Source organism: Pseudomonas sp. CCI1.1 (assembly GCF_034348165.1).
GTDB lineage: Bacteria > Pseudomonadota > Gammaproteobacteria > Pseudomonadales > Pseudomonadaceae > Aquipseudomonas > Aquipseudomonas paracarnis.
This window is the reverse complement of the sequence record NZ_CP133780.1, coordinates 1,315,175-1,337,276: the sequence shown is the minus strand read 5'-3', so window position 1 is coordinate 1,337,276 and position 22,102 is coordinate 1,315,175. Positions and strand designations below refer to the sequence as shown.

Annotated in this window: 18 protein-coding genes; 14 read left to right on the top strand and 4 right to left on the bottom strand. The window is 59.3% G+C overall.

Going from position 1 to position 22,102, the window contains the following annotated elements; translation table 11 throughout:
* Positions 1-167 precede the first annotated feature (167 nt).
* A complete protein-coding gene (locus RHM69_RS05790) occupies positions 168-1,082 on the bottom strand; it encodes a LysR family transcriptional regulator (RefSeq protein ID WP_014718389.1) in 915 nt (304 codons plus the stop codon).
* Between the two features lie 268 nt (positions 1,083-1,350).
* Here RHM69_RS05790 and RHM69_RS05785 point away from each other — a divergent pair, with 268 nt between their 5' ends.
* The 4 genes from RHM69_RS05785 (at position 1,351) to pgm (ending at position 7,691) form a co-directional block, all read left to right on the top strand.
* Entirely contained in the window at positions 1,351-2,373 is a 1,023-nt protein-coding gene (locus RHM69_RS05785) for a zinc-dependent alcohol dehydrogenase family protein (protein ID WP_014718390.1), read from the top strand.
* A 705-nt stretch (positions 2,374-3,078) separates the two neighbouring features.
* Positions 3,079-4,503 carry a hypothetical protein gene (locus RHM69_RS05780; RefSeq protein WP_172832665.1) on the top strand — a complete coding sequence of 475 codons (1,425 nt, stop codon included), beginning with the start codon at positions 3,079-3,081 and terminating at the stop codon, positions 4,501-4,503.
* A 36-nt stretch (positions 4,504-4,539) separates the two neighbouring features.
* A complete protein-coding gene (locus RHM69_RS05775) occupies positions 4,540-5,943 on the top strand; it encodes a PLP-dependent aminotransferase family protein (RefSeq protein WP_014718391.1) in 1,404 nt (467 codons plus the stop codon).
* Between the two features lie 104 nt (positions 5,944-6,047).
* Positions 6,048-7,691: a phosphoglucomutase (alpha-D-glucose-1,6-bisphosphate-dependent) gene (gene pgm / locus RHM69_RS05770; RefSeq protein ID WP_014718392.1), complete on the top strand. Its 1,644-nt coding sequence runs from the start codon at positions 6,048-6,050 to the stop codon at positions 7,689-7,691.
* Positions 7,692-7,763: 72 nt separating this feature from the next.
* On the opposite strand, the gene RHM69_RS05765 is transcribed toward pgm, so the two are convergent.
* Complete coding sequence (locus RHM69_RS05765) at positions 7,764-8,459, bottom strand: pirin family protein (protein WP_014718393.1); 696 nt, start codon at positions 8,457-8,459, stop codon at positions 7,764-7,766.
* A 217-nt stretch (positions 8,460-8,676) separates the two neighbouring features.
* On the opposite strand from RHM69_RS05765, the gene RHM69_RS05760 reads away from it, so the two are divergent.
* Complete coding sequence (locus RHM69_RS05760) at positions 8,677-11,139, top strand: UvrD-helicase domain-containing protein (protein ID WP_200599186.1); 2,463 nt, start codon at positions 8,677-8,679, stop codon at positions 11,137-11,139.
* Positions 11,140-11,403: 264 nt separating this feature from the next.
* Here the strand turns inward: RHM69_RS05760 and RHM69_RS05755 are convergent, their stop codons facing one another.
* A complete protein-coding gene (locus tag RHM69_RS05755) occupies positions 11,404-11,676 on the bottom strand; it encodes a DUF1652 domain-containing protein (protein ID WP_014718395.1) in 273 nt (90 codons plus the stop codon).
* Between the two features lie 257 nt (positions 11,677-11,933).
* Here RHM69_RS05755 and RHM69_RS05750 point away from each other — a divergent pair, with 257 nt between their 5' ends.
* From RHM69_RS05750 to RHM69_RS05730, 5 genes are all read left to right on the top strand, one after another.
* Positions 11,934-12,743, top strand: a complete 810-nt coding sequence (locus RHM69_RS05750; protein WP_014718396.1) for a helix-turn-helix transcriptional regulator — start codon at positions 11,934-11,936, stop codon at positions 12,741-12,743.
* A 49-nt stretch (positions 12,744-12,792) separates the two neighbouring features.
* On the top strand, positions 12,793-14,199 hold the full coding sequence (locus RHM69_RS05745) for an FAD-dependent oxidoreductase (RefSeq protein ID WP_322255484.1): 1,407 nt from the start codon (positions 12,793-12,795) through the stop codon (positions 14,197-14,199).
* 24 nt (positions 14,200-14,223) lie between these two features.
* Positions 14,224-14,565, top strand: a complete 342-nt coding sequence (locus RHM69_RS05740; RefSeq protein WP_200599185.1) for a cupin domain-containing protein — start codon at positions 14,224-14,226, stop codon at positions 14,563-14,565.
* Positions 14,566-14,625: 60 nt separating this feature from the next.
* Positions 14,626-15,705 (top strand): polyamine ABC transporter substrate-binding protein, encoded by a 1,080-nt coding sequence (locus RHM69_RS05735; protein ID WP_200599184.1) that lies wholly within the window; start codon positions 14,626-14,628, stop codon positions 15,703-15,705.
* A 189-nt stretch (positions 15,706-15,894) separates the two neighbouring features.
* Positions 15,895-16,362, top strand: coding sequence for a M10 family metallopeptidase C-terminal domain-containing protein (locus RHM69_RS05730; protein WP_019820090.1), 468 nt, complete (start codon positions 15,895-15,897; stop codon positions 16,360-16,362).
* 2 nt (positions 16,363-16,364) lie between these two features.
* Here the strand turns inward: RHM69_RS05730 and RHM69_RS05725 are convergent, their stop codons facing one another.
* Positions 16,365-17,150: a helix-turn-helix transcriptional regulator gene (locus tag RHM69_RS05725; RefSeq protein WP_014718401.1), complete on the bottom strand. Its 786-nt coding sequence runs from the start codon at positions 17,148-17,150 to the stop codon at positions 16,365-16,367.
* Between the two features lie 199 nt (positions 17,151-17,349).
* On the opposite strand from RHM69_RS05725, the gene RHM69_RS05720 reads away from it, so the two are divergent.
* The 4 genes from RHM69_RS05720 to RHM69_RS05705 all read left to right on the top strand — a co-directional run bounded on the left by RHM69_RS05720 (position 17,350) and on the right by RHM69_RS05705 (position 22,047).
* A complete protein-coding gene (locus RHM69_RS05720; RefSeq protein ID WP_014718402.1) occupies positions 17,350-18,714 on the top strand; it encodes an APC family permease in 1,365 nt (454 codons plus the stop codon).
* Positions 18,715-18,723: 9 nt separating this feature from the next.
* Entirely contained in the window at positions 18,724-19,827 is a 1,104-nt protein-coding gene (locus RHM69_RS05715) for a P1 family peptidase (RefSeq protein WP_060766475.1), read from the top strand.
* 369 nt (positions 19,828-20,196) lie between these two features.
* Positions 20,197-21,630, top strand: coding sequence for a serralysin family metalloprotease (locus tag RHM69_RS05710; protein ID WP_014718404.1), 1,434 nt, complete (start codon positions 20,197-20,199; stop codon positions 21,628-21,630).
* A 48-nt stretch (positions 21,631-21,678) separates the two neighbouring features.
* Positions 21,679-22,047, top strand: a complete 369-nt coding sequence (locus tag RHM69_RS05705) for an AprI/Inh family metalloprotease inhibitor (RefSeq protein WP_102666184.1) — start codon at positions 21,679-21,681, stop codon at positions 22,045-22,047.
* The last annotated feature ends 55 nt before the right edge of the window (positions 22,048-22,102 follow it).

Sequence of the window (22,102 nt, the reverse complement as noted above, 5' to 3'; positions counted from 1 at the left end):
CAAGTGATGGATGAGCCCATCGAAGGCATAAGGGGGGCTGCGGTCCTTTTGGACGCGTTTCAGTGGCAGTACGACCCGGCTGATGTAGCAATCCACTGGAAGTGAATGGAGCTCCATGGTTTGTGGAAAGGCAGAAATGATCAGCCGAACAGCCTGCCAGACGACGCCTAAAGACTGTCAGGGTCGCCAAAAAACATCTGAATCCGCGACCTCAACCACCGCTCCCCCGGGTCATTATCCTGCGAACCCCGCCACGCCATATGCAGCTCAAACGAGCGCACCGGCAACGGCGGGTCTTCGGCACGCAACCCACCCGCCGAGGTCAGCGCTTCCGCCGCATAATCCGGCACAGTGGCCAGAATGTCCGTACCCGCCAGCAACGTACCCAGGCCGTTGAACTGCGGCACCGCGAGTACAACGTGGCGCTTGCGGCCGAGTTTTTCCAGCTCTTCATCGATAAACCCGCTCAAGTCGCCGGCAAAGGACACCAGCGCGTGGGGCCGTGAGCAGAAGTCATCCAGGCTCAGCGAGCCCGGTACGCTGTCGGCGCGCAGCAGTTTGGGCAGGCTGCGGCGCAGCACCTTGCGCTTGGCGTTGGCGGGCAGGTCGGCGGTGTAGCTGACGCCAATGGAGATTTCACCGGAGGCCAGCAGGCCGGGCATCAGGATGTAGTTGACGCGGCGTACCACCAGCACGATGCCGGGGGCTTCGGAGCGCAGGCGTTTGAGCAGTTGCGGGAGCAGGGCGAATTCCACGTCGTCGGACAGGCCAATGCGAAACACGGCGGTGCTGGTGGCCGGGTCGAATTCGGCGGCGCGGCTGACGGCGGTGGAGATCGAGTCCAGGGCCGGGGAGAGCAGGGCGAAGATTTCCACGGCGCGGGCCGAGGGTTCCATGCTGCGCCCGGTGCGCACGAACAGGGGGTCATCGAACAACCCGCGCAGGCGTGACAACGCTGCGCTGATGGCCGGCTGGCCGAGGAACAATTTCTCGGCGGCGCGGGTCACACTGCGCTCATGCATCAAGGTTTCGAATACGATCAAGAGGTTAAGGTCGACACGACGCAGGTCGTTACGGTTCATCTTGTGTCCTGGAAGAGTCAGCAAACTTGATGTGAGCGGTCACGTAGCAACCCCTGAGGTTCGATTCAGAGGGATGACCGGCATGAATCTTACGGGGAAAGGCTGGTACTCTGCACCGGCTAATTGATTTTTCCTACGATAGTTGAGGGGTGTTCCTCCTTCGCGGAATCAATGACAGGCATGTCGACTATTAATGGTGACCGGTGGTCTTACCCCCAAAGCCCAGATAAAGTTCATGGCATTAGAGGTTACTTTGACGAGGTTTGCGATGTCCCGCACGATCCGTTTTCACAAGTTTGGTCCGGCCGAGGTGCTCAAATGCGAAGAGCATGCGGCCGCGCAGCCCGCACCGGGCGAAGTGCAGGTGCGTGTCGACGCGATCGGCATCAGTTGGTACGACATCCTGTGGCGCCAGAACCTGGCGTCTTCCCATGCACGCCTGCCTTCTGGCCTGGGCCATGAGATGGCCGGGGTTGTGGTTGCCCTCGGCGACGGCGTGGATGACCTGGCGGTGGGCGATAAAGTGGCCAGTTTTCCGGCCGAGAGCCCCAATGATTACCCGGTGTATGGCGAGCAGATCGTCTTGCCCCGTTCGGCCCTGACCCGTTATCCGGATGTCTTGAGTCCGATTGAAGCGAGCGTGCACTACACGCCACTGCTGATTGCGTACTTTGCCTACATGGACCTGGCGCGGGTCAAACCCGGCCAGTTCGCTTTGGTGACCGATGCCAGCCACTGTGCCGGCCCTTCGTTTGTGCAGTTGGGCAAGGCCCTGGGTGTGCGGGTGATTGCCGCCACCAAAGACAGTGCTGAACGTGAATACCTGCTGTCCCTCGGGGCAGAAAAAGTCATCGTGACCGAAGAACAAGACCTGCTGATGCAGATCAACAAGTTCACCGACAACCGGGGCGTCGACGTAGTGTTCGATGGCCTGGGTGGCCCGCAGATGTCGCTGCTCGGGGACGTCCTGGCGCCGCGCGGCAGCCTGGTGCTGTATGGCCTGCAAGGTGGCAACCAGACGCCATTCCCGGCCTGTGCGGCGTTCCAGAAGAACATTCAGTTCTTTGTGCACTGTATCGGCAACTTCACCGGCAAGCCGGAGTTGGGCATTATCCAGGATCACGTGGCGTTGCAGCGCGCGTTGCGCGATATCAACCAGCTGACAGCCGACCGGGTGCTTGTCCCACTGAAGACTACGGTATTTCCATTCAGTCAGTTCGTCGAAGCGCACCGATACATGGACGAATGCCCGTGCCGCGAACGGGTGGCGTTGCAGGTTGAAGCTGTTTGAGCTGTAGGAGTATTCGCAAATGAATACGCTGGCGCCTGAGCTGATGAGGCAAATGCGCCATTTGACAGGGCTTAACCCGCACCGGGGTTGAGCCGCCGCAGGGGCGTTCTGCCCCGTAAACAATACTGTTATTGCCTTGCGCCGCCCTGAAATCCAGTGCGGCGCTTGTGTGTGGGCGTCATTTAAGTTGGGCAGGCAGCTCATCTGAGCTGCTTTTTGACGCTGTTCTGTATCTGTTAATCATTATTTGAGTGCCGATAATTGAGTCTTCATTGTTATCTCAAGGATTGAGCCATGATTGATTACACGGCAGTTGCGTCACGCACCTTCAGAACTAACGAGGCTCGGATTGTTTTTCCCGGCAAGTGCAAAACGAATGCCCTTTTGCTTTACGCGCACCCAAGGTGCGCAGGTGATTAATATTTGTCGGACAATTCTCTAATTGCTTAGTTAAAACAGTGTAGGACGTTGTCGGAACATTCCTAAGGCTAATAGCTATTTCGCTAGAGCCCGCGCAGGCGCTGGATTCTCCGGCGGGGCGGCCATAGGCCCCCTCAATGCTCTCACCTGCGCTTTTGTTGCAAGGTGCTAATGTTGACTCAAACTTGTGCTGCGCACTGGATGACAAGCCTACAGATGTAATAAGTCGAGCAACGCTGTTTGGTAGTTGCTTGAAACTGATATTTCAACTCGGGTAGTAGAACGATGAGCACTATTCATGAACAAGCCATGAGCTATGTTTACCAGCAAGTTCTGCAACGTTTAATCGGGCACTTTACGCGTGCCGAACGAACGTCACTTCAATTGCTCGTTCAGCGCATCGTGGTGGCCGCAGGCGGCATGGAACAAGTGGGCAATTACAAAGTACTGATCGCCCACGGTGGCGGCGAAGTGAGCAGCTACACCCTCGCGTTGCTGCGTGCGGCGCAACTGACCATTGCCGGCCGCTCGCCCAAGACTTTTCAGATACGGGTGGCAACATTGCGGCATGCGGGTATGACTCAAGCAACGCTCGACTGCCTGAATCAGGGCTACGCAGCGCTGTTCTTCCATGACGACCCACGGGTAGAGCTGTTGATGGTGGAAAACCATGAGGTGCTGCCGTTCAACCATCAGCGCCCGGCGTCCAGTGCCGCTCGGGAAATCAGCCAGCGTAACAAACTGATGATTGGGCACCTGACGTCCGGCGATATCCGCGCCGCCCTGTGCGATGACACGCTCCTGGCCCTGGGCGATTTCTACCAGCGGGTCGCTACCTGGAACGGCGGCGTGCATGCCCTGGTCAGCGGTGATTCAGTGCGCAAGCAAAGCCAATACATCGCGTGGCTGAAAAAAAATGCGCTGGCGACCGGCCTTGCATTTGCGCCCGGCAAGCCATCGTCGCTCAATGGGTGGTTTGCACGCATGGAGGAATGGAGCGTGGGGTGCTACCGCGACCTCTATGGCGAGCACTATGCCGGCAACGAAAGTCCGGGCCGGGGCGGGCATCGTCATTTGGCCTATATCGGCATCGCTGATCTGCTCAAGGACGCCGATGTCGCCCATGCGCCACTGCTCACCGGGTTCCTCGCCTACAAACGGGACCCGTTCGAGTTCCATTTCAGCCATCCCGCCTATCCCAACCCATTGCTCATGGCGCATTTGCACGGCGTGCAGGCCCAGTGTCTGCGTGAGCTGTCCTACGAACATGGCGTCGCGGGGTTTGTTCGGCGTGCGGCAGACTTCCTGCACCGCAGGCAAGTACCGGTCGCGCTGATCAAAGAAGCGTCAGGGCCAGAGGGGCAGTTGCTGTCCACCGCCTACATTCAGGAGTTCTCCGGCCTGGACGACAGCCAGTTGACGTGCCTGTTGTTTGCGCCCTTCGTTCAACATGGCGAACGGTTGGAGAGCTTCTTGCGTCAATGCCATCCCGGCATGCTGGTGGCACTTCCTGAACTGCACAAGGCACTACAGGGCAAACCCGCTGCGGACATCCTGCACCAGTGGCTAGTGGATACCAGTGGGCTGCCGCTGCCGCTGTTGCAGCACCTGTATCGTAAGCGCCCGCTGCTGGGAGGGCGCGGCATGCGGGTATGCAAACAAACGCTGGCGCGGCCCAAGGTGCGCATCGCCCAAGTGTCGGGGCGTTAGCAGCGTGTATTCGCCAATCAAAGCCGGTGATCAACAATGAACCTTCGGGGGGAGCGGCAAGTAGACTTTGCCTATCAGGCGGTGTACCGCTACATGATCAATCTGATCAACGAAGTCAGCCGGGAAACGCCAGTGAAACTGCCTTCCCTGCGGCAGTTATCGACGCGCATGAATGTGTCGATCTCGACGATTCAGTACGCCTATTCGTTGCTGGAAAAGGAAGGACGAGTGTACTCGGTGGCCAAGTCCGGCTACTTCGCCTGGCCCGTGGCTGCAAACGCGCCCCTTATGGCGGGTACAGACTTGCTCGAGCGTTTGTACACGGCCGCCCGGCGCCCGGCGATGGTGGTGCTCAGTGGCGATGAACCGGCGCTGTTGGGGTCGCTGGATGGCGCGTTGCTGGCGCTGGAACGTCAACTGGTACGCCGGTATCCCCATCACCTGCAACCTTCGCAACCCTGTGGTGTGTGGGAGTTGCGCGCCGCCTTGGCCGCACGCTATACCTCGTCGCCCACCCGTTGTTGGCAAGCGGATGAGGTGTATGTGGGGGCCGACCTTCAAGGTGTACTGGACATCTTGATTGATGCCCTGGGCCTTAAAGGCACCGTGGTGGTGGTTGAATCTCCCTGCGATTACCTGGTGTTGCGCCTGCTACAGGCCGCAGGTGTGCGGGTCATTGAATGGCCTTGGCGCGCCGACGGCCGCCCCGATTTGGCCACTTTTGAGCACCTGCTGCGCCATGAGCCGGTGCACTTGGTGCTGCTCTCGTCCGTGGTCAGCATGCCCTCGGGGAACGCCATGACCGAGCCCGAGCGGCTGCACGTAGCGCGTCTGCTCGACCAGCACGGCTGCTGGTTGCTGGAGAACGATACCTTTGGTGACCTGAGCTTTGCGCCGCCCGGATCGGCCTTGCGCGGCCTGGTCAACCCAGAGCGGCTGATTGTGTTTTCTTCGTTCGAAAAGGTGTTGGGCCCGGAGGCGCCCTTTGGTTACCTGCTGGCGCAGCAGATGAGCAGTGAATTGCAGCGCCAATTCTTACTGCGTTCGTTTCGATTGTCCGCTATCCGACAACGCGCCATTGCCCGGCTGTACGAAAGCGGTCGGTTCGACCAGCACCTGCAGACGTTGCGCCAGCGCCTCCATGAGCAGGCGCACGCCATGAGTCACCGCTTGGATGCGCGTATGCAAGGGCGTGTGCACTACCGCATGCCCGTGGCCGGGGCGAGTTTCTGGTTGCAGTCCATGGCGCCGGTGGACATGCGCCTGGTATTCCAGCGCATGCTCGCCCAGCAGGTAGTGATTGCCCCCGGCGAGCTGTTCAGCCTCAGTGGTTTACATCACCAGCATATGCGCTTGAGCCATACCTTCAGCGGCCATCCCAACCTGGACATCGCCCTGGATACGCTGGCGCAGTCACTACGGCAGGCGCAGACTGAGTAGTGTGTGAAATTTCTCTTTAGATCGTCGGATCGATACCGTCGCGCAGTAGTCCAAGTCCCAGTAAACTGTCATTTTTTCCGAATCCTTCTTTTCGAGGTTTATGCATGACTATCAGTCCTTTTGCGGGCAAACCGGCGCCAGCCCAGTTGCTGGTGGATATCCCGCGACTGGTCACGGCCTACTACACCGGCCAGCCTGATGCAGCGATCTCCACTCAGCGTGTGGCTTTTGGTACTTCCGGGCACCGCGGTAGCTCGTTTGAACTGAGTTTCAACGAGTGGCATGTGCTGGCTATCAGCCAGGCCATCTGCCTGTACCGCGAAGCGCAGGGCATCACTGGCCCTTTGTTTGTCGGCCTGGATACCCATGCATTGTCGACGCCAGCCGGTGCCAGCGCCTTGGAAGTACTGGCGGCCAACGGCGTGCATGTGATGCTGGCCGAGGGCGACGAGTACACGCCGACGCCGGCGATTTCCCACGCCATCATCTGCTACAACCGCGGCCGTACCAGCGGCCTGGCGGACGGCATTGTGATTACACCGTCCCACAATCCGCCGCAAAGTGGCGGCTACAAGTACAACCCGCCTAACGGTGGCCCGGCTGATACCCATGTCACCAAGTGGATCGAAGCCAAGGCCAACGAACTGCTCGCCAACAAGCTGGCCGGGGTCAAGCGCATCACTCACGCCCAGGCGCTCAAGGCCGACACCACCCATCGCCATGACTACCTCAACAGCTATGTGGCCGACCTGATCAATGTGATCGACATGGACGCGATCCGCAGCGCCGACCTGCGCTTGGGCGTGGACCCACTGGGCGGAGCAGGGGTGCGCTACTGGTCGGCGATTGCCGAGCACTACCGCTTGAACCTGGAGGTGGTGAATACCGAGGTCGACGCAACCTTCCGCTTCATGAGCGTCGACTGGGACGGCCAGATTCGCATGGACCCGTCTTCCAGCTACGCCATGCAAAGTCTGATCGGGCTCAAGGAGCGTTTCGACGTTGCCTTCGCCTGCGACCCGGACCACGACCGCCACGGCATTGTCACGCCTTCCGGAGGTTTACTGGCGCCCAACAACTACCTGGCGGTGTCCATCGACTACCTGTTCCAGAACCGTCCGGACTGGCGCGCCGATGCAGCCGTAGGCAAGACCGTGGTGAGCAGCGGCCTGATCGACCGCGTCGCAGCGCGTATTGGTCGTCGCCTGTACGAAGTGCCAGTGGGCTTCAAATGGTTTGCCGATGGCTTGTTTGAAGGGTCGTTGGGGTTTGGCGGCGAAGAAAGCGCCGGTGCCTCGTTCCTGCGCAAGGACGGCAGCGTGTGGAGCACCGACAAGGACGGCCTTATCCCGGCCTTACTGGCCGCCGAAATGACCTCGCGCAAAGGTCAGGACCCCAGCCAGATCTACCGCGGCCTGACCGATGCCCTCGGTGAGCCGTTCGCTATCCGTGTGGATGCCAAAGCCACTCCAGCGCAAAAAGCCCTGCTGGGCAAACTGTCGCCGGAGCAGGTCACGTCGACGCAATTGGCCGGGGAGACCATTCAGCAGATCCTCAGCCATGCGCCGGGCAACAACCAGGCGATTGGCGGCTTGAAAGTCATGACCGAAAACGGCTGGTTTGCCGCACGGCCCTCGGGCACTGAGGACATCTACAAGATCTACGCCGAGAGTTTCGTTGGCGAAGAGCACCTCAAGCAACTGGTGGAGGAGGCGCAGGTGTTGGTTGATGGTGCAATCAGCCAATAACTGACACTCATGCGGTAGAAGTGTGGGAGGGAGCAAGCCGCCTCCCACATTAGATAGCAACAAGAGTTGAGATCAGGCCAGGTCCACCAGCACGATTTCGCTGTCCTCAATCGCCGTTACCCGCAATACCTGTTCATCCTCAACCGCCACACCATCTCGCGCCTTTGCCTGCACGCCATTGACGTCAATCACGCCCGTGGCGGGCACCAGGTACGCCCGGCGGCCACTGTCCAGCCGGTACTCCGCGCTTTCTCCAGCTTTCAGGTTAGCTGCCACCAAGCGTGCATCCGCACGAATTCGCAAGCTTTCACTGTCGCCAGCCTTGCCGCTGGCCAGGGTTACAAAGCCCTCGCGGTTGCCTTGTGGAAACGGTTTGGCGCCCCAGGACGGTGGCAAGCCGGCTTCATTGGGGATGATCCAGATCTGGAAGATTTTGGTCGGCGTGGCCTCCAGGTTGTACTCGCTGTGGGCAATGCCGGTGCCCGCGCTCATTACTTGCACGTCGCCGGCTTCGGTGCGGCCTTTGTTACCCAGGTTGTCGGCATGGCTGATGGCCCCTTCGCGCACATAGGTGATGATTTCCATGTCGCGGTGCGGGTGCTGGGGAAAGCCGCTGCCGGGGGCGATGATGTCGTCGTTCCACACCCGCAAGTTGCCCCAGTGCATGCGCTGGGGGTCGTGGTATTCGGCAAAGGAAAAGTGGTGATGAGCGTCAAGCCAGCCATGGTGGGCGCCGCCCAGTGTGTTGAAAGGTCGAAGTTCAAGCATGATCGTCTCCTGTTGATGAACCTATCATCCAGCAGCGCATGATCGAGAAAAAGCGTAAAAAATGCCTGTTTATGATTCATTTATTCGATGTTTAACCCCGGTGTTCACTTTCACTTCATCGCCTAACTGCATGACAACAAAGCATTTGGCTGGAACTGAGCGGCGTTTCCGGCGACCATGACGGCTTGGTCAAAACAAGCTCACCGCAGGAGTCCGCGTGTCGCAACAACAGCCTGATCTACCCCCCGAACTGCGCCCCTTGGCTGAAATGCCGCTGTTGAAGCGGCTTGCCGCGCGCCTGTTCGGCCATGGCCTCACCCGTTTGCGTGCGCAGCACAGGTTTTCCTGGTTGCATGGCCAGGCCGACGGCTTTCGCAGTGGGCATGAGGCGGGCGTTGAGTACGGTTACCGTGAGGGTAGGGCTGATGGCATCGAGGAGGGCCGACAAGTCCTGCTGATTCGTGACTTTCGCCCCGATGAGCACCGTGCGCCAGGCATAGATGACAGCCTGTTCGACGATTGGCGATTGCCGCTCACCGCAGAGGTGAAGAAGCGCATGAAGGCCGATGTCGCGCGCCTGCTGCCAGCCCATGCGCAGCCAAGCGCGGCGCAATGGAAGATGATCTTCAGCGACACCCCCTCGACCTCAGTGATTGCGGGGGCCGGCGCTGGCAAGTCGACGTCCCTGGTGCTGCGCATCCTGCTGCTCAGCCATTACCTGGGCTTTGAACTGAGTTCGATGACTGTGGTGACGTTCACCCGCGAGTCGCGCAAGGACTTTATCAACAAACTCATGGAAATTCTCAACCTGTGGGGCCAACCCCTTGGCAGCAAGGAAGCCCAGGCGCTGGTGCGCACCTTTCATTCGCGCATCCTGCCGATGGTGCGCAGCCTGCCGGGTTTTGAGCGGCTGCAGGCCTTTGAGAACCTCAGCGGTGGTTTTGAAGACGCCGACAGCAACGCCTTCGACCTGCGTATCAGTGACGCCCAGCGCCAGCAGATGAACGCTTGTTATCACCGCTTGTATGGCCGCCATCAGCGTTTTCGCGAGTTGATTGCACCCTTGGCCCGCCATAGCCTTCAGCTCAAGGAGCTGGAGCGCGATCATCCTGACGTGCAAAAGCGTATGGCCGTGACTGAATTGGCCGCCAAGCGCGATGAAGAACTCTGTGATGTGATTGAGGACCTGTGGTTTCGCGCCGGTGCCTGGCCGATCAAAGGTATCGAACCCAGCCGTCAGACCTTTGAAATCAACGGCGCGCGATTTCATTGCCACGGCTACATCCCGGAGCTGGACGCCTGGGTGGTACTGGGGTTCGATGGGCGTGAAAACCCGCAGATCAGTCGGCCGAATTCGAAACTCTCGGTGCGTGCAGAATGGGCAGTAAAGCGCACGTTGTTTCAAGCTTTCTGTAATAAGCCACTGATATGGCTGGATAATTACGAATCTTCAAAGCGCCTTTTGAGCAGTCTGGGCGGCGATGCCACGGCCGGGCCAGGCTTCGATTACAAGGTTAAAGGCGAACTCGCCTCGGCGCCCCTGTTGGACAGTTTTGTCATGGCAGCCGGGTTTATCGAGAACCTCGGCCTGGATGTCCCCACGGCGGTTGGCCAGATGAGTTTTGCCAAGGACGACCCGGATCGGCTGTTCTTCGAGGCCCTGAGCATTTTCTGGAAGGCGCTGGAAGATCACCTGCTGAAACAATCGCCGCCGATCATGACCTACAACCGGATGTTCTCGCTGTTTGGCGAAAACACCCCGGAGAACCTCAAGCTGCTGAGTGATCCCTTGTTGCGGCCGATGTCGCACTTGATGATCGATGAATTCCAGGACGTATCGCCGCAGATCGTGTCCTGGATCCGCGCCAGCCTGCGCGAAATCCGCAGCCGTGGGCCGGCCATGCACGTCGGGCGCGCAGCCCAACGCTCATCCTTGCTGTGCGTGGGGGATGACTGGCAATCCATCTATGGCTGGCGCGGCAGCTCGCCCAAGTACTTCATGGAGTTCAACAAGGAGTTTGTTTCGCCCAGCACCACCCGCGTGATGTTGGGCGAGAACTACCGCAGCCACCAGCACATCATCGACGCTGCCGAACATATCGTCCGTAGCGCGCCGGCCATCCCGGGCAAGAAGGCCAAGGCCAGTGGCGAGCCCAAGGCATTGGTGCCCGTCACGGTGTTGGAACGTGACGACGCGGCACTGGGGCAGCGGTTGCTCGAGCACTATCAGCGGGGCGATTCAATCCTGATGCTTTATCGAAAAAGTAGCGATAAGTTATTGATTCAAGAGCATATTCAGTCTGTAGTTAATGTGGATTCTAGCTCGGCGCCTCAGGCGCGCAGGCTTAAACAGCTGACTTATCACAGTGCCAAGGGCTTGCAGGCGGATGCGGTGTTTTTGCTGGGCGATTGTCAGCATGTCACCAGCTCGCCGTACAAGAATCAGGTCTATCGCATGGCGGGCTTGGGTAAGGATGGCGACAGTGAGCCTTATGACAATGCCCAGAGAGACGAGGTGTTGCGCCTGGCCTATGTGGGGATCACCCGGGCGGTCAGCCATTGCTATTGGTATGTGGAGAAGCCGGAAGGCCAAGGCGTGAATGTGCCCAGGGCGTCTGAGCGGGTGGATGGCAGGAAGGTGTTTTTTGATGATCAGCGTGCGCCGAAGGGGGCTGGCTGACCTGCGATAAAAGCCCGACAGCCGACGCGTCTCTACCTGACAACACGGGATCGAACATGTGGGAGCTGGCTTGCCTGCGATGGCGGCCTGACAGCCGACGCCTATCTACCTGACACTCCACGATCCAACTGTGAGAGCGGGCTTGCTCGCGACGGCGGCCTGACAGGCGACACAGTTGGAACGGGGCGCCTGAGATCAAAAGCAGATCAAGAGCGACTCGCTTCGCATCGTGGTTACCGTCAGAGTGGGGCGGTTAGCCCCGCCTCACGCCCGCAACGAAACCGGCGGCACGAAACTCTCCAATTCATCCTCCACGGCCTCGATGATGCGCTCCACATCAGCCGCGTTCATCACCGTAGCGCACGGAATCCCCGCGATAGCGATCAACGTCTCGCCGCTGGCCCGGTCGAACAGGCGGGCGATCATGCTGCCGGGGGCGTCCATGCTGCCCTCGAAGCCCATCGGGTGAAAATGCCAGCGCATCAGCTGGCAGGCGTTGGGAAATGTTACTTTGTTCATGTTGCCCACCTTGTTCATTGAGCGCTTCCTTTAGCTCGCGGCAGGGGCCAGGACCTTCGCTGGTCATGACATCTAGGGCTTAAAAATAGCATTCGTTCGCAACTGCAAGGTGACTTTTTTGCGCCCGTTCGGCGGTTCTTTCGCCTGGTTTTGATATAGATCATGTCCTACAGAGGAATAGGCAAAAGGCCATTAGTCAGGCGCTCGATTTGACCATTGAAGGGGCGGGTAAACTTCGGCACTCTCAAATATTTTCTCCCGTCGTAGAGCCCAATATGCCCGACATCGCCCCAGACGATGAGTGTCAGAATTCCCACGCTACCGGCCAGTTGGTGCTGCGCCATCACCTGTGCTGGCGTCATCGCGATCTGGACGGGGTGATGGCTTACTACCATCCCGAGATCCAGTACCACGATTTTTTCCAGAACCGTGTGGTGGGCTATGCCGAGTTGCGCGAGTACTTGCAAGCCAGCATGCCCCGTGAGGCGGATGAGGCCATTGAACACACTGACCGCATCCGCGCCGATGGCGATACGGCGTTTATCCAGTACCGCATCACCTTGCGTGGCGGCCAGGGCCTGGTGTCGTTTCGTACCAGTGAGGCCATTACGGTGCGCGACGGGTTGATTTGGCGGGTGAATGAATATGCGTCCCTGGTGCACGAGCAACCAGCCCAGGCCTTGCGCCCTACGGTCAGCCGCCTGGGCCTGTCGCCCCAGCAGTTGGGTTATATGGCCAATGACCTGCAACAATATTTTGAGCGTCAGCAGCCGTATCTGGACCCGGAGCTGGATCTGCAGCGGGTCGCCAAGGCCTGTGGCTACAGTCGCAACCAGATGTCCTACCTGCTGAACCAAGTGCTGGGGCAGAGCTTCTATCGCTACGTCAACCAGGCGCGACTCCAGCATTTACTGGCCGCGCTGGATCACGCCACCGCGCCGGTCAAAGTTGATGAGTTGGCCTTTGCGGCCGGTTTCAATTCACTCTCGGCGTTTTACAGCGCTTTTCGCCAGCACACCGGGCAATCGCCCAAGGCGTACCTCAAACAAATTTCCCTGCGTGCACGCGCGCAAGACAGCCCCTGACACTGCACTCTAGGATCGGCCCTATCGAACCGAGGTAGGGGAAGCTGGCATGCCGGCATGGCGCAATATCAGTTTATGGATGGACCAGTTGGACGACCCGCTGTTAGCGCGTCCATCGCTGGAGCACGACCTGGACGTCAATGTGGCGATTATCGGCGCCGGCTACACCGGCCTGTGGACCGCCTATTACCTGAAGCGCCAGGCCCCCGAGCTGAAAATCGCGATCATCGAGGCACAGACTGCTGGGTTTGGCGCATCCGGTCGCAATGGTGGCTGGTTGATGGGCAACCTCTTGGGGGAAGACCGACTGCTGGCTGAGCTTGCCCCTCAGCACCGGCGCGCTTCGTTTGACCTGCTGCACGGTATCCCTGATGAAGTGGCCCAGGTGCTGGCCCGCGAAGGCATTGACTGCGACTACCGCAAAGGCGGCGCCTTGTATTGCGCCGCACGCTACCCCGAGCAGGAAGTCAGCCTGCGCCGCTATCTGGACAAGCTGTACGCCCAGGGCCTCACCGAAGACGACTACCGCTGGCTCAGCCCGCAGCAATTGGCCGAGCAGGTCCGCATTGCCAAGCCTTATGGCGGCATCTATGCCCCCCACGTCGTGACGATCAACCCGGCAAAGCTGGTGCGTGGCCTAGCGCGGGCGGTTGAGAACCTGGGCGTGACCATTTACGAAAACAGCCCCGTGACCCATTGGCAGTCCGGCGGCCTGCGCACCGCCAAGGCCAGCGTGCGCGCCGCCTGGGTGGTGCCTGCTGTCGAGGGTTACGCCAATACCTTGCCCCCATTGGGCCGCTACCAGTTACCGGTGCAGAGCTTGATCGTCGCCACCGAACCGCTGCCGGCCAGTACCTGGGCAGACATCGGGCTCAGTCAGGGTCAGGCCTTTGGCGAGAGCAGCCGACAGGTCACCTACGGCCAGCGTACGGCCGACAATCGTCTGGTCTTCGGCGCCCGTGGTGGCTATCAATTTGCCGGCAAGTTGCGGCACAACTTCGACCTGACCGACAGCGAAGTGGAGTTGCGTCGCTACCTGTTTGGCGAACTCTTCCCACAGCTGAAAAAGGCCAGGATTACCCATTCCTGGGGCGGCAACCTCGGCATGTCGCGCCGTTTTCGTCCGCACATGCTCTGTGACCACGCCACTGGCATCGCACTGTCCGGCGGTTATGGCGGGGAGGGCGTGGGCGCCACCCACCTCGGCGGCCGCACCCTGGCCGATTTGATCCTCGGCCGCGACACCTTGCTGACCCAACAACCCTGGGTGATTCGCGAAGGCGGGCTCAAAGCACTCAAGGCCTGGGAGCCGGAGCCGTGCCGCTGGCTGGGTTACAACGCGATCATTCGTAGTTTTGTCCATGAAGACCAGGTCTTGGCCAACCCCAACACTGCGCCCTGGCGCCGCAAGCTGGCGACCGGCATTGCCGGTTTCATGGAAGGTTTCATGCACTGACTCGTCACCCCACAGGGAAAAACCATGAGCATTACCCAATTCAAAGACACGCTGAACACCCCTCTGCCAGATTCATCACCGGTGGCGGTGCCCCTGGGCGAGCCCATCGCCGTGGCCTCCACCTTGAGCGTGGAGCGCAACGACGGGGTCGAGACCGGCATCTGGGCCTGCACCCCGGGGCGCTGGCGTCGGCAGATCACGTCCCAGGAGTTTTGCCATTTCATCCAGGGGCGCTGCACCTTCACGCCTGACAATGGGGAAACCCTGCACATACAAGCCGGTGACGCACTGATGTTGCCAGCCAATAGCACCGGTATCTGGGATATCCAGGAAACCGTGCGCAAGACCTATGTCCTGATTCTGTAACGCTTTGATCCTTGATCGCCTGCCATAAAAACAGCCCTAAAACCGCCAGGAAATCGAACCATGAAAGCCATTGCCCTGTTGCCCTTGATGTTGGTGGCCTCTATCAGCCAGGCCGCCGAGACCGTGAAGATCTATAACTGGTCGGACTACATCGCGCCGGACACCACCAGGAATTTCCAGAAAGACACTGGCATCGGTTTCACCTATGACGTGTACGACAGCAACGAAACCCTCGACGGCAAGCTGATGACCGGTAAATCGGGCTATGACGTGGTGTTCCCCTCCAACCATTTCATGGCGCGACAGATCCAGGGCGGCGCCCTGAAAAAACTCGACAGGAGCCAGTTGCCCAACTGGAAAAATCTCAACCCCGTGCTGCTCAAGGCCCTGGAAGACAACGACCCCGGCAATGCCCACGGTTTCCCGTACCTGTGGGGCAGCACCGGTATCGGCTACAACATCGACAAGGTCAAGGCGGTACTCGGCGACAACGCCCCGGTGGATTCCTGGGACTTGATCTTCAAACCGGAAAACATGGCCAAGCTGCAAAAATGCGGCGTCGCCATTCTCGACAACGGCCCCGAACTGCTGCCAGCCGCGCTGAATTACCTGGGCTTGCCGCACCACAGCAAAAAAGCCGAAGACTACAAGAAGGCCGAGGCCTTGCTGATGAAAGTGCGACCTTACGTGGCGTATTTCCATTCCTCGAAATACACCGCCGATCTGGCCAATGGTGACATCTGTGTCGCCGTCGGTTTCTCCGGCGACATCCTGCAGGCCGAAAGCCGCGCCAAAGAAGCCAAAAACGGCGTGAGTATCGGCTACAACATTCCCAAGGAAGGCGCGGCAATCTGGTTCGACATGGTCGCCATGCCTGTCGACGCACCGAATGAGAAAGCCGGCTATGCGTTCATGAACTACCTGCTGCGCCCGGACGTGATGGCGAGTATCACCAACTACGTGCATTACGCTAACGGCAACGCGGCGGCCGACAGCCTGGTAGACCCGGCGATCAAGGCCGATACCAAGGTGTATCCCAGCGCGGAAATGATGGGCAAGTTATTTGCACTGCAAGCCATGCCGTTGAACATCGACCGGGTGCGTACTCGGGTTTGGAATACCATTCGTACGGGGCGTTAAATAACAGGAAAACAGCGCCACCAGGAAGGCCGATAAGTCATCGGTACTGGGTGGGATAAATAATCACGTCATAGTTAAGACATGTGATGTCAATTATTTGGAGTGGAAAGTGTTATTGCCTGCGTGAGAGATTTCAATCCGCAACGCGTAACACTTTCACATACACTCATGATCTGACAGGTGACTTATATGTCTTCCATACAAAGCCTTCCCACTGGCGGCACGTGGACCCACCCGGAAAACAGCCCGCCCACCTTGCGCGGCACAGACCAGCGTGAGCGCCTCGAAGCCAGGCGTGGCGAGCCCTCGGTCCTCATCGGCGGTGGCGGTGGCGACCAGCTGGTGGGGCGCCAGGGTGAAAACACATTCAAATATGAAAAAAGTACCGACTCCCTTAGCGATGACCCTGACACCCTATTGAATTTCAACCCCAAGGAGGATGAAATCGATGTGGCCGGGGTATTAAAAGACCACAACATCTCAGCTATTAATATTCAGCCAGGCCCGCCCGTGGAAGTGGGGGATGTGCAACTGACTCATGAGTTTGGCGTGAGCACTTTGACTATCAAGGTCAACCCTGAAGGGCCGAACTTTTCTATACGCGTTGATGGCGTAAATCTTTTGCCGCAGCATATTAATTTCTTTCATTCGGACTAAGCCTATGGATTCTCCAAGTCATGCCCCAACGACTGAATGAATAACGAAAACAACTCGGGTTGCGACGAAATGTCCAGCTTGGCGTACAAATGCCTGCGGTGCACCTTGACGGTGTCCGGCGAGATCTTCAGGCGTTCGGCCATGGCCTTGGAGGAGAACCCCCGCAACACCAGCCGGGCGATTTCCAGTTCGCGGTCCGACAGTACACCGCTGCCGAAATGACTCAGGGCATCGCGAATCTGGCTGTCCATGGCCGGTGCCCGCTCGGTGCTTTGCTGCCAATGCTGCTGCATGAGCGGCAACACCCAGGCCGACAGCGTGGTCAACAGCCCGGTTTCTTCAAAGCTGAAGCGCCGTTGCATGCCCAGTGACAACGACAGGGTGCCGGCGCCAGGCAATTGCAGGATCAATTGCACTTCGTCTTCCAGCACATTGTCATGGAAATAATTGAGGAAGTACTCACTCTGGCGAAAATGGTCCGGCGCCACTTCCTCCAGGCGGTATACGCCGCTGGCGTAGTTTTCGCGGCAGGCCTGGTAAAACGGGTCGAGCAGGTACAAGCCGTTGAGGTACACCAGCATCGACGCCGGCTTGCTGCTGGGCTGGGCGTCGTACTCTTCCAGGGCCTGGGGCGGGCCATCCAGCGGATAGAAAATCGCCAGGGCATTATCGAAGGGCAGGCATTGGTGCAATAACAGCACCAATTGCTTCCAGAACCGCTCCGTGCCGATCTGAGACAGGGTGCGGCCCAACCCCGCGTGCATACCGATTTCCCGGAACAGGTTCATCTCAACATCCCCACCCTCAAATGATCAGCCAAGGGTTAGGCTTCTGGGGGGCACCGTCAAGGGGAGTACGCCAATAGGGGAATTGGCCGACAGCCCCGCCAGCCGATAACGTCGTCACTGTCCAACGGGAAGCATATCCCGAGGAAAAATCATGTTTCGTTTCTGCCTCACACCAAAAACAACGACAGAGGATAACGATATGAGTGCTTCCCCCGCGCCCGATGGCGTGCTCAAGCCCACCCTGAGCGTCTTCGATGTAGTGGCCATTACCGTTTCAGCGGTAACGCCGGCCAGTTCCGTCTTCGTGATCGCCCCGTTTGCCATCCAGCAGGCGGGCAGTGGCGTGTTCCTGGCGTTTGTGATGGCGGCGTTGCTCGCGTTGATGTTTGCCTTCTGTTACGCCGAGCTCGGCCGCGCCCATAACAGCGCCGGTGGCGAGTACGTGTATGCCAAGCGCGTGTTTGGTGGCATGGCCGGTTACGCCACCTTCCTGACGGTTCTGGTGATGTTGCTGTTTATTCCGCCGGTATTGGCGACCGGTGCGGCGACTTATCTGAATAACGCTCTGGGCACGACATTCGACGCGCAAACTGTCGCCCTGGTGATCGTGGTATGCAGCTACGCCCTGGGCATCCTCAATATCAAGCTCAACGCCTGGATCACCGGCACCTGCCTGCTATTGGAAGTGGCGGCGTTACTGGTGATTGTGGTGATCGGCTTCGGTAATCCGGTGCAGCCGGCCAGTGTGTTGCTGCAGCCGCAAATCGTCGAAAACGGCGTGTTGCACCTGGCGCCCTGGGCGTTGGTGATCGGCGCCGTCGGCATCGGCCTGTTCTCGTTCAACGGCTACGGCCCGGCGGTGTTGCTGGCCGAAGACATGAAGTGCGGCGGCAAGGGCGTGCACAAGGCGGTGCTCTGGTCGTTGGGGTTGGTGGTGGTGATTGAGTTGGTGCCGATCACCGCGCTGTTGATCGGCGCGCCGTCCCTGAGCGAGATGATCAGCAGCCCCGACCCGATCGGCTACCTGTTGACCAGCCATGGCAATGAAACCCTGTCGCGGTTGGTGAGCGCCGGGATCTTCCTGTCGGTGTTCAACGCCATCGTTGCCATCGTGATCCAGATTGGCCGGGTGGTGTTCAGCAGCGGCCGCGATGCGTTGTGGACGCCTGGCATCAACAAGCTGTTCACGCGTATTCACCCGCGCTGGGACTCACCGTGGCTGGCGACGCTGTTTCTGGCGATCCCTTCGGCGCTGTTGAGCTTCAGCTCCAACCTGGCCGACCTGACCTCGTTCAGCGTTCTGCTGATCATGCTGGTGTACCTGGTGGTGGCGCTGAGCGCGCTGATGAGCCGGGTGCTGCTGCGTGATCGCGAGCATCCCTATCGCATGCCGTTATGGCCGCTGCCGGCATTGCTGGCGGTGCTCGGTGCCGGTTACCTGCTGGTCACCTTGATTCTTGAGGCCTCGGTACGCGACATCATGATCATCATCGGCTTGCTGGCCCTGTCGGTGATTTTGTATTGCATCAGTGGCCGGTTGAGTCCGGCGTTTCAGAAATTGTAAGGAGTGGGTATGCGTGCACGTCAATTGGGCATCACGTTGGGGCTGGGCATGCCCGGCGAATTGAATGCCATCACCGATGTTCCCGGGGTTCGCGTCGGCCATGCCACGCTCAAGGCACAGGTCGACGGCAAGCAGGTGCGCACCGGCGTTACGCTGATCCAGCCGCGTGCCGGGGAAGCGCGACATCAACCGTGTTTTGCCGGCTATCACGTGCTCAACGGCAATGGCGACGCCACGGGGCTTGAATGGATCAGCGAGGCGGGGCTGCTGACCACGCCGATGGCCATTACCAACACCCACAGTATCGGGGTGGTGCGCGACAGCCTGATCGCCCTGGAGCGCGAGCGTATGGCGGACCCGGCGGTGTACTGGTGCATGCCGGTGGTCATGGAAACTTATGACGGCCTGCTCAACGACATCTGGGGCCAGCATGTTCGCCCTGAGCATGTGCGCCAGGCCCTGGACCAGGCTGAAAGCGGCCCGGTGCAGGAAGGCGCGATAGGCGGTGGCACCGGCATGATTTGTCACGAATTCAAGGGCGGCATCGGCACTGCGTCACGGCGCTTGCCAACGGAGCAGGGCGGCTGGACCGTGGGCGTACTGGTGCAGGCCAACCATGGCAAGCGCCAGGAGCTGCGGGTCGATGGCTACCCGGTGGGCCGTCATTTGATGGACATTGCTTCGCCCTTTGCCGAGCGTGGCACTCCCGGCATGGGCTCCATCGTGGTGATCATCGCCACGGACGCCCCGTTGCTGCCGCACCAATGCCAGCGCCTGGCACAGCGCGCGTCCATTGGCATTGCGCGCACCGGTGGCGGTACCGAGGATTCCAGCGGCGACCTGTTCCTGGCGTTTGCCACCGGTAACCGTGATTTGCCGCCGGCCGACTATGGGCGCAAGGACCTGCCGCTCAGCACCGGCTTGCAGATGGTCAACAACGACCATATTTCGCCGCTGTTCAGCGCGGCGGCAGAGGCGGTGGAGGAGGCGATCATCAATGCCATTCTGGCAGGTGAAGACATGACCACTCAAGACGGCGTCAAGGTGCCGGGCCTGGCTGGCGAAACCCTCTTGGCAGCCATGCAACAGTGTGGCTGGAGTATGTCCCGGTAATGGGGGGCAGCGCACTTTAATAGTGCGAATAGTGGCTCTTTAATGTTGCTAATGACACCGTGACAATATATTGGATCCATTAATCAAGTGGGCCGCTCACTTAGAGTGGCTTTACTTGTATTTAATATTTAAATAGTGGTGTGCGCCGATTCGGCCGCACAAACGCAACGGCCCCCAATAAACACTGCGTGCGTCTTCTTCAACTTGAACCTGCGTCACAAGTGTGCGATGGAAATAGATGTAGACGAAAGATTTCAAGTTGTGTCAGTTTTCTTACGCCTTCAAAAGAGGTGAGTGATAGGACTATCCTCGCCCGCGAGGTTCCTATCGAACAAAGACTGATGCACTTGCAAACAAGGAAGTACGTTTATGTCAAAAGTAAAAGACAAAGCTATTGTATCTGCCGCGCAAGCCAGCACTGCTTACTCGCAAATCGATAGCTTCAGCCATTTGTATGACCGTGGCGGCAACCTCACGGTCAATGGCAAACCGTCCTACACCGTAGACCAGGCAGCGACCCAGCTGCTGCGGGATGGTGCTGCGTACCGGGACTTTGATGGCAACGGCAAGATCGATCTGACCTACACCTTCCTCACCTCGGCTACCCAGAGCACCATGAACAAACATGGCATCTCAGGGTTCAGCCAATTCAACACCCAGCAGAAAGCACAGGCCGCACTGGCCATGCAATCCTGGGCGGATGTCGCCAACGTGACCTTTACTGAAAAGGCTTCCGGCGGTGACGGCCATATGACCTTCGGCAACTACAGCAGCGGCCAGGACGGCGCCGCGGCCTTCGCTTACCTGCCCGGCACCGGTGCGGGCTACGATGGCACCTCGTGGTACCTGACCAACAACAGCTACACGCCGAACAAGACCCCGGACCTGAACAACTATGGCCGGCAGACCCTGACCCACGAAATCGGCCACACCCTGGGCCTGGCTCACCCTGGCGACTACAACGCCGGGAACGGCAACCCGACCTATAACGACGCCACCTATGGACAGGACACGCGTGGCTATAGCCTCATGAGTTACTGGAGCGAGAGCAACACCAACCAGAACTTCAGCAAAGGCGGTGTCGAGGCTTACGCTTCCGGCCCGCTGATCGACGACATCGCCGCGATCCAGAAGCTCTACGGTGCCAACCTCAGCACCCGCGCCACGGACACCACCTACGGGTTCAACTCCAACACCGGGCGTGATTTCCTCAGCGCCAGTTCCAATGCCGACAAGCTGGTGTTCTCGGTATGGGACGGTGGCGGCAACGACACCCTGGACTTCTCCGGTTTTACCCAGAACCAGAAGATCAACCTCACTGCCACCTCGTTCTCTGATGTGGGCGGCCTGGTGGGCAATGTATCCATCGCCAAGGGCGTCACCATCGAGAACGCGTTCGGCGGTTCGGGCAACGACCTGATCATTGGTAACCAAGTCGCCAACACCATCAAGGGCGGGGCCGGCAACGACCTCATCTACGGCGGCGGCGGTGCGGACCAGCTGTGGGGCGGCACTGGCAGCGACACTTTCGTGTACGGTGCCAGTTCCGACTCCAGGCCAGGGGCTGCGGACAAGATCTTCGACTTCACCTCCGGTTCGGACAAGATCGACCTGTCCGGTATCACCAAGGGTGCGGGCGTGACCTTCGTCAACGCCTTTACCGGGCATGCCGGCGATGCTGTACTGACCTATGCCTCAGGTACCAACCTGGGCACCTTGGCGGTGGACTTCTCCGGGCACGGCGTGGCGGATTTCCTCGTCACCACCGTTGGCCAGGCGGCTGCCAGTGACATCGTAGCCTGATGTAAAGCGCGCGGTGCTTCGGCGCCGCGCTCCAGGCCGGAGTTGGATATGCCACGTTTTTCCCATTTGATCGCCTGTGTTGTGCAGGTGTTGTTCGTGTCGGCAGGAGCCCACGCAATGGCTAGCAGTCTTGTATTACCCACCTCCGCGCAGCTTGCCGGGCAGTGGGAGCTGAAGCAGCAGGATCAGGTGTGCGCGCTCAAGTTAGTGGAGCAAGCCAACGCCCTGGAGGGCGATATCGCCTGTGCCGAGCAATGGCTGGGCGACAAGCCGCTGACGTGGTCGCCCACCCCGGATGGTATTTGGCTGTTTAACGCTGAAGGCTCAGGGATCACCCATTTGAATCGCCAGAAAGAGGGCGACTATCAAGCCCGCACTAAAGCAGGCGAAGTTGTAAGGCTGCAACGAAAACATTAATTAAAAGTTATAAGCATATAACTCGATTTGTTAGGCGGCCGTACCCTACTTGGTA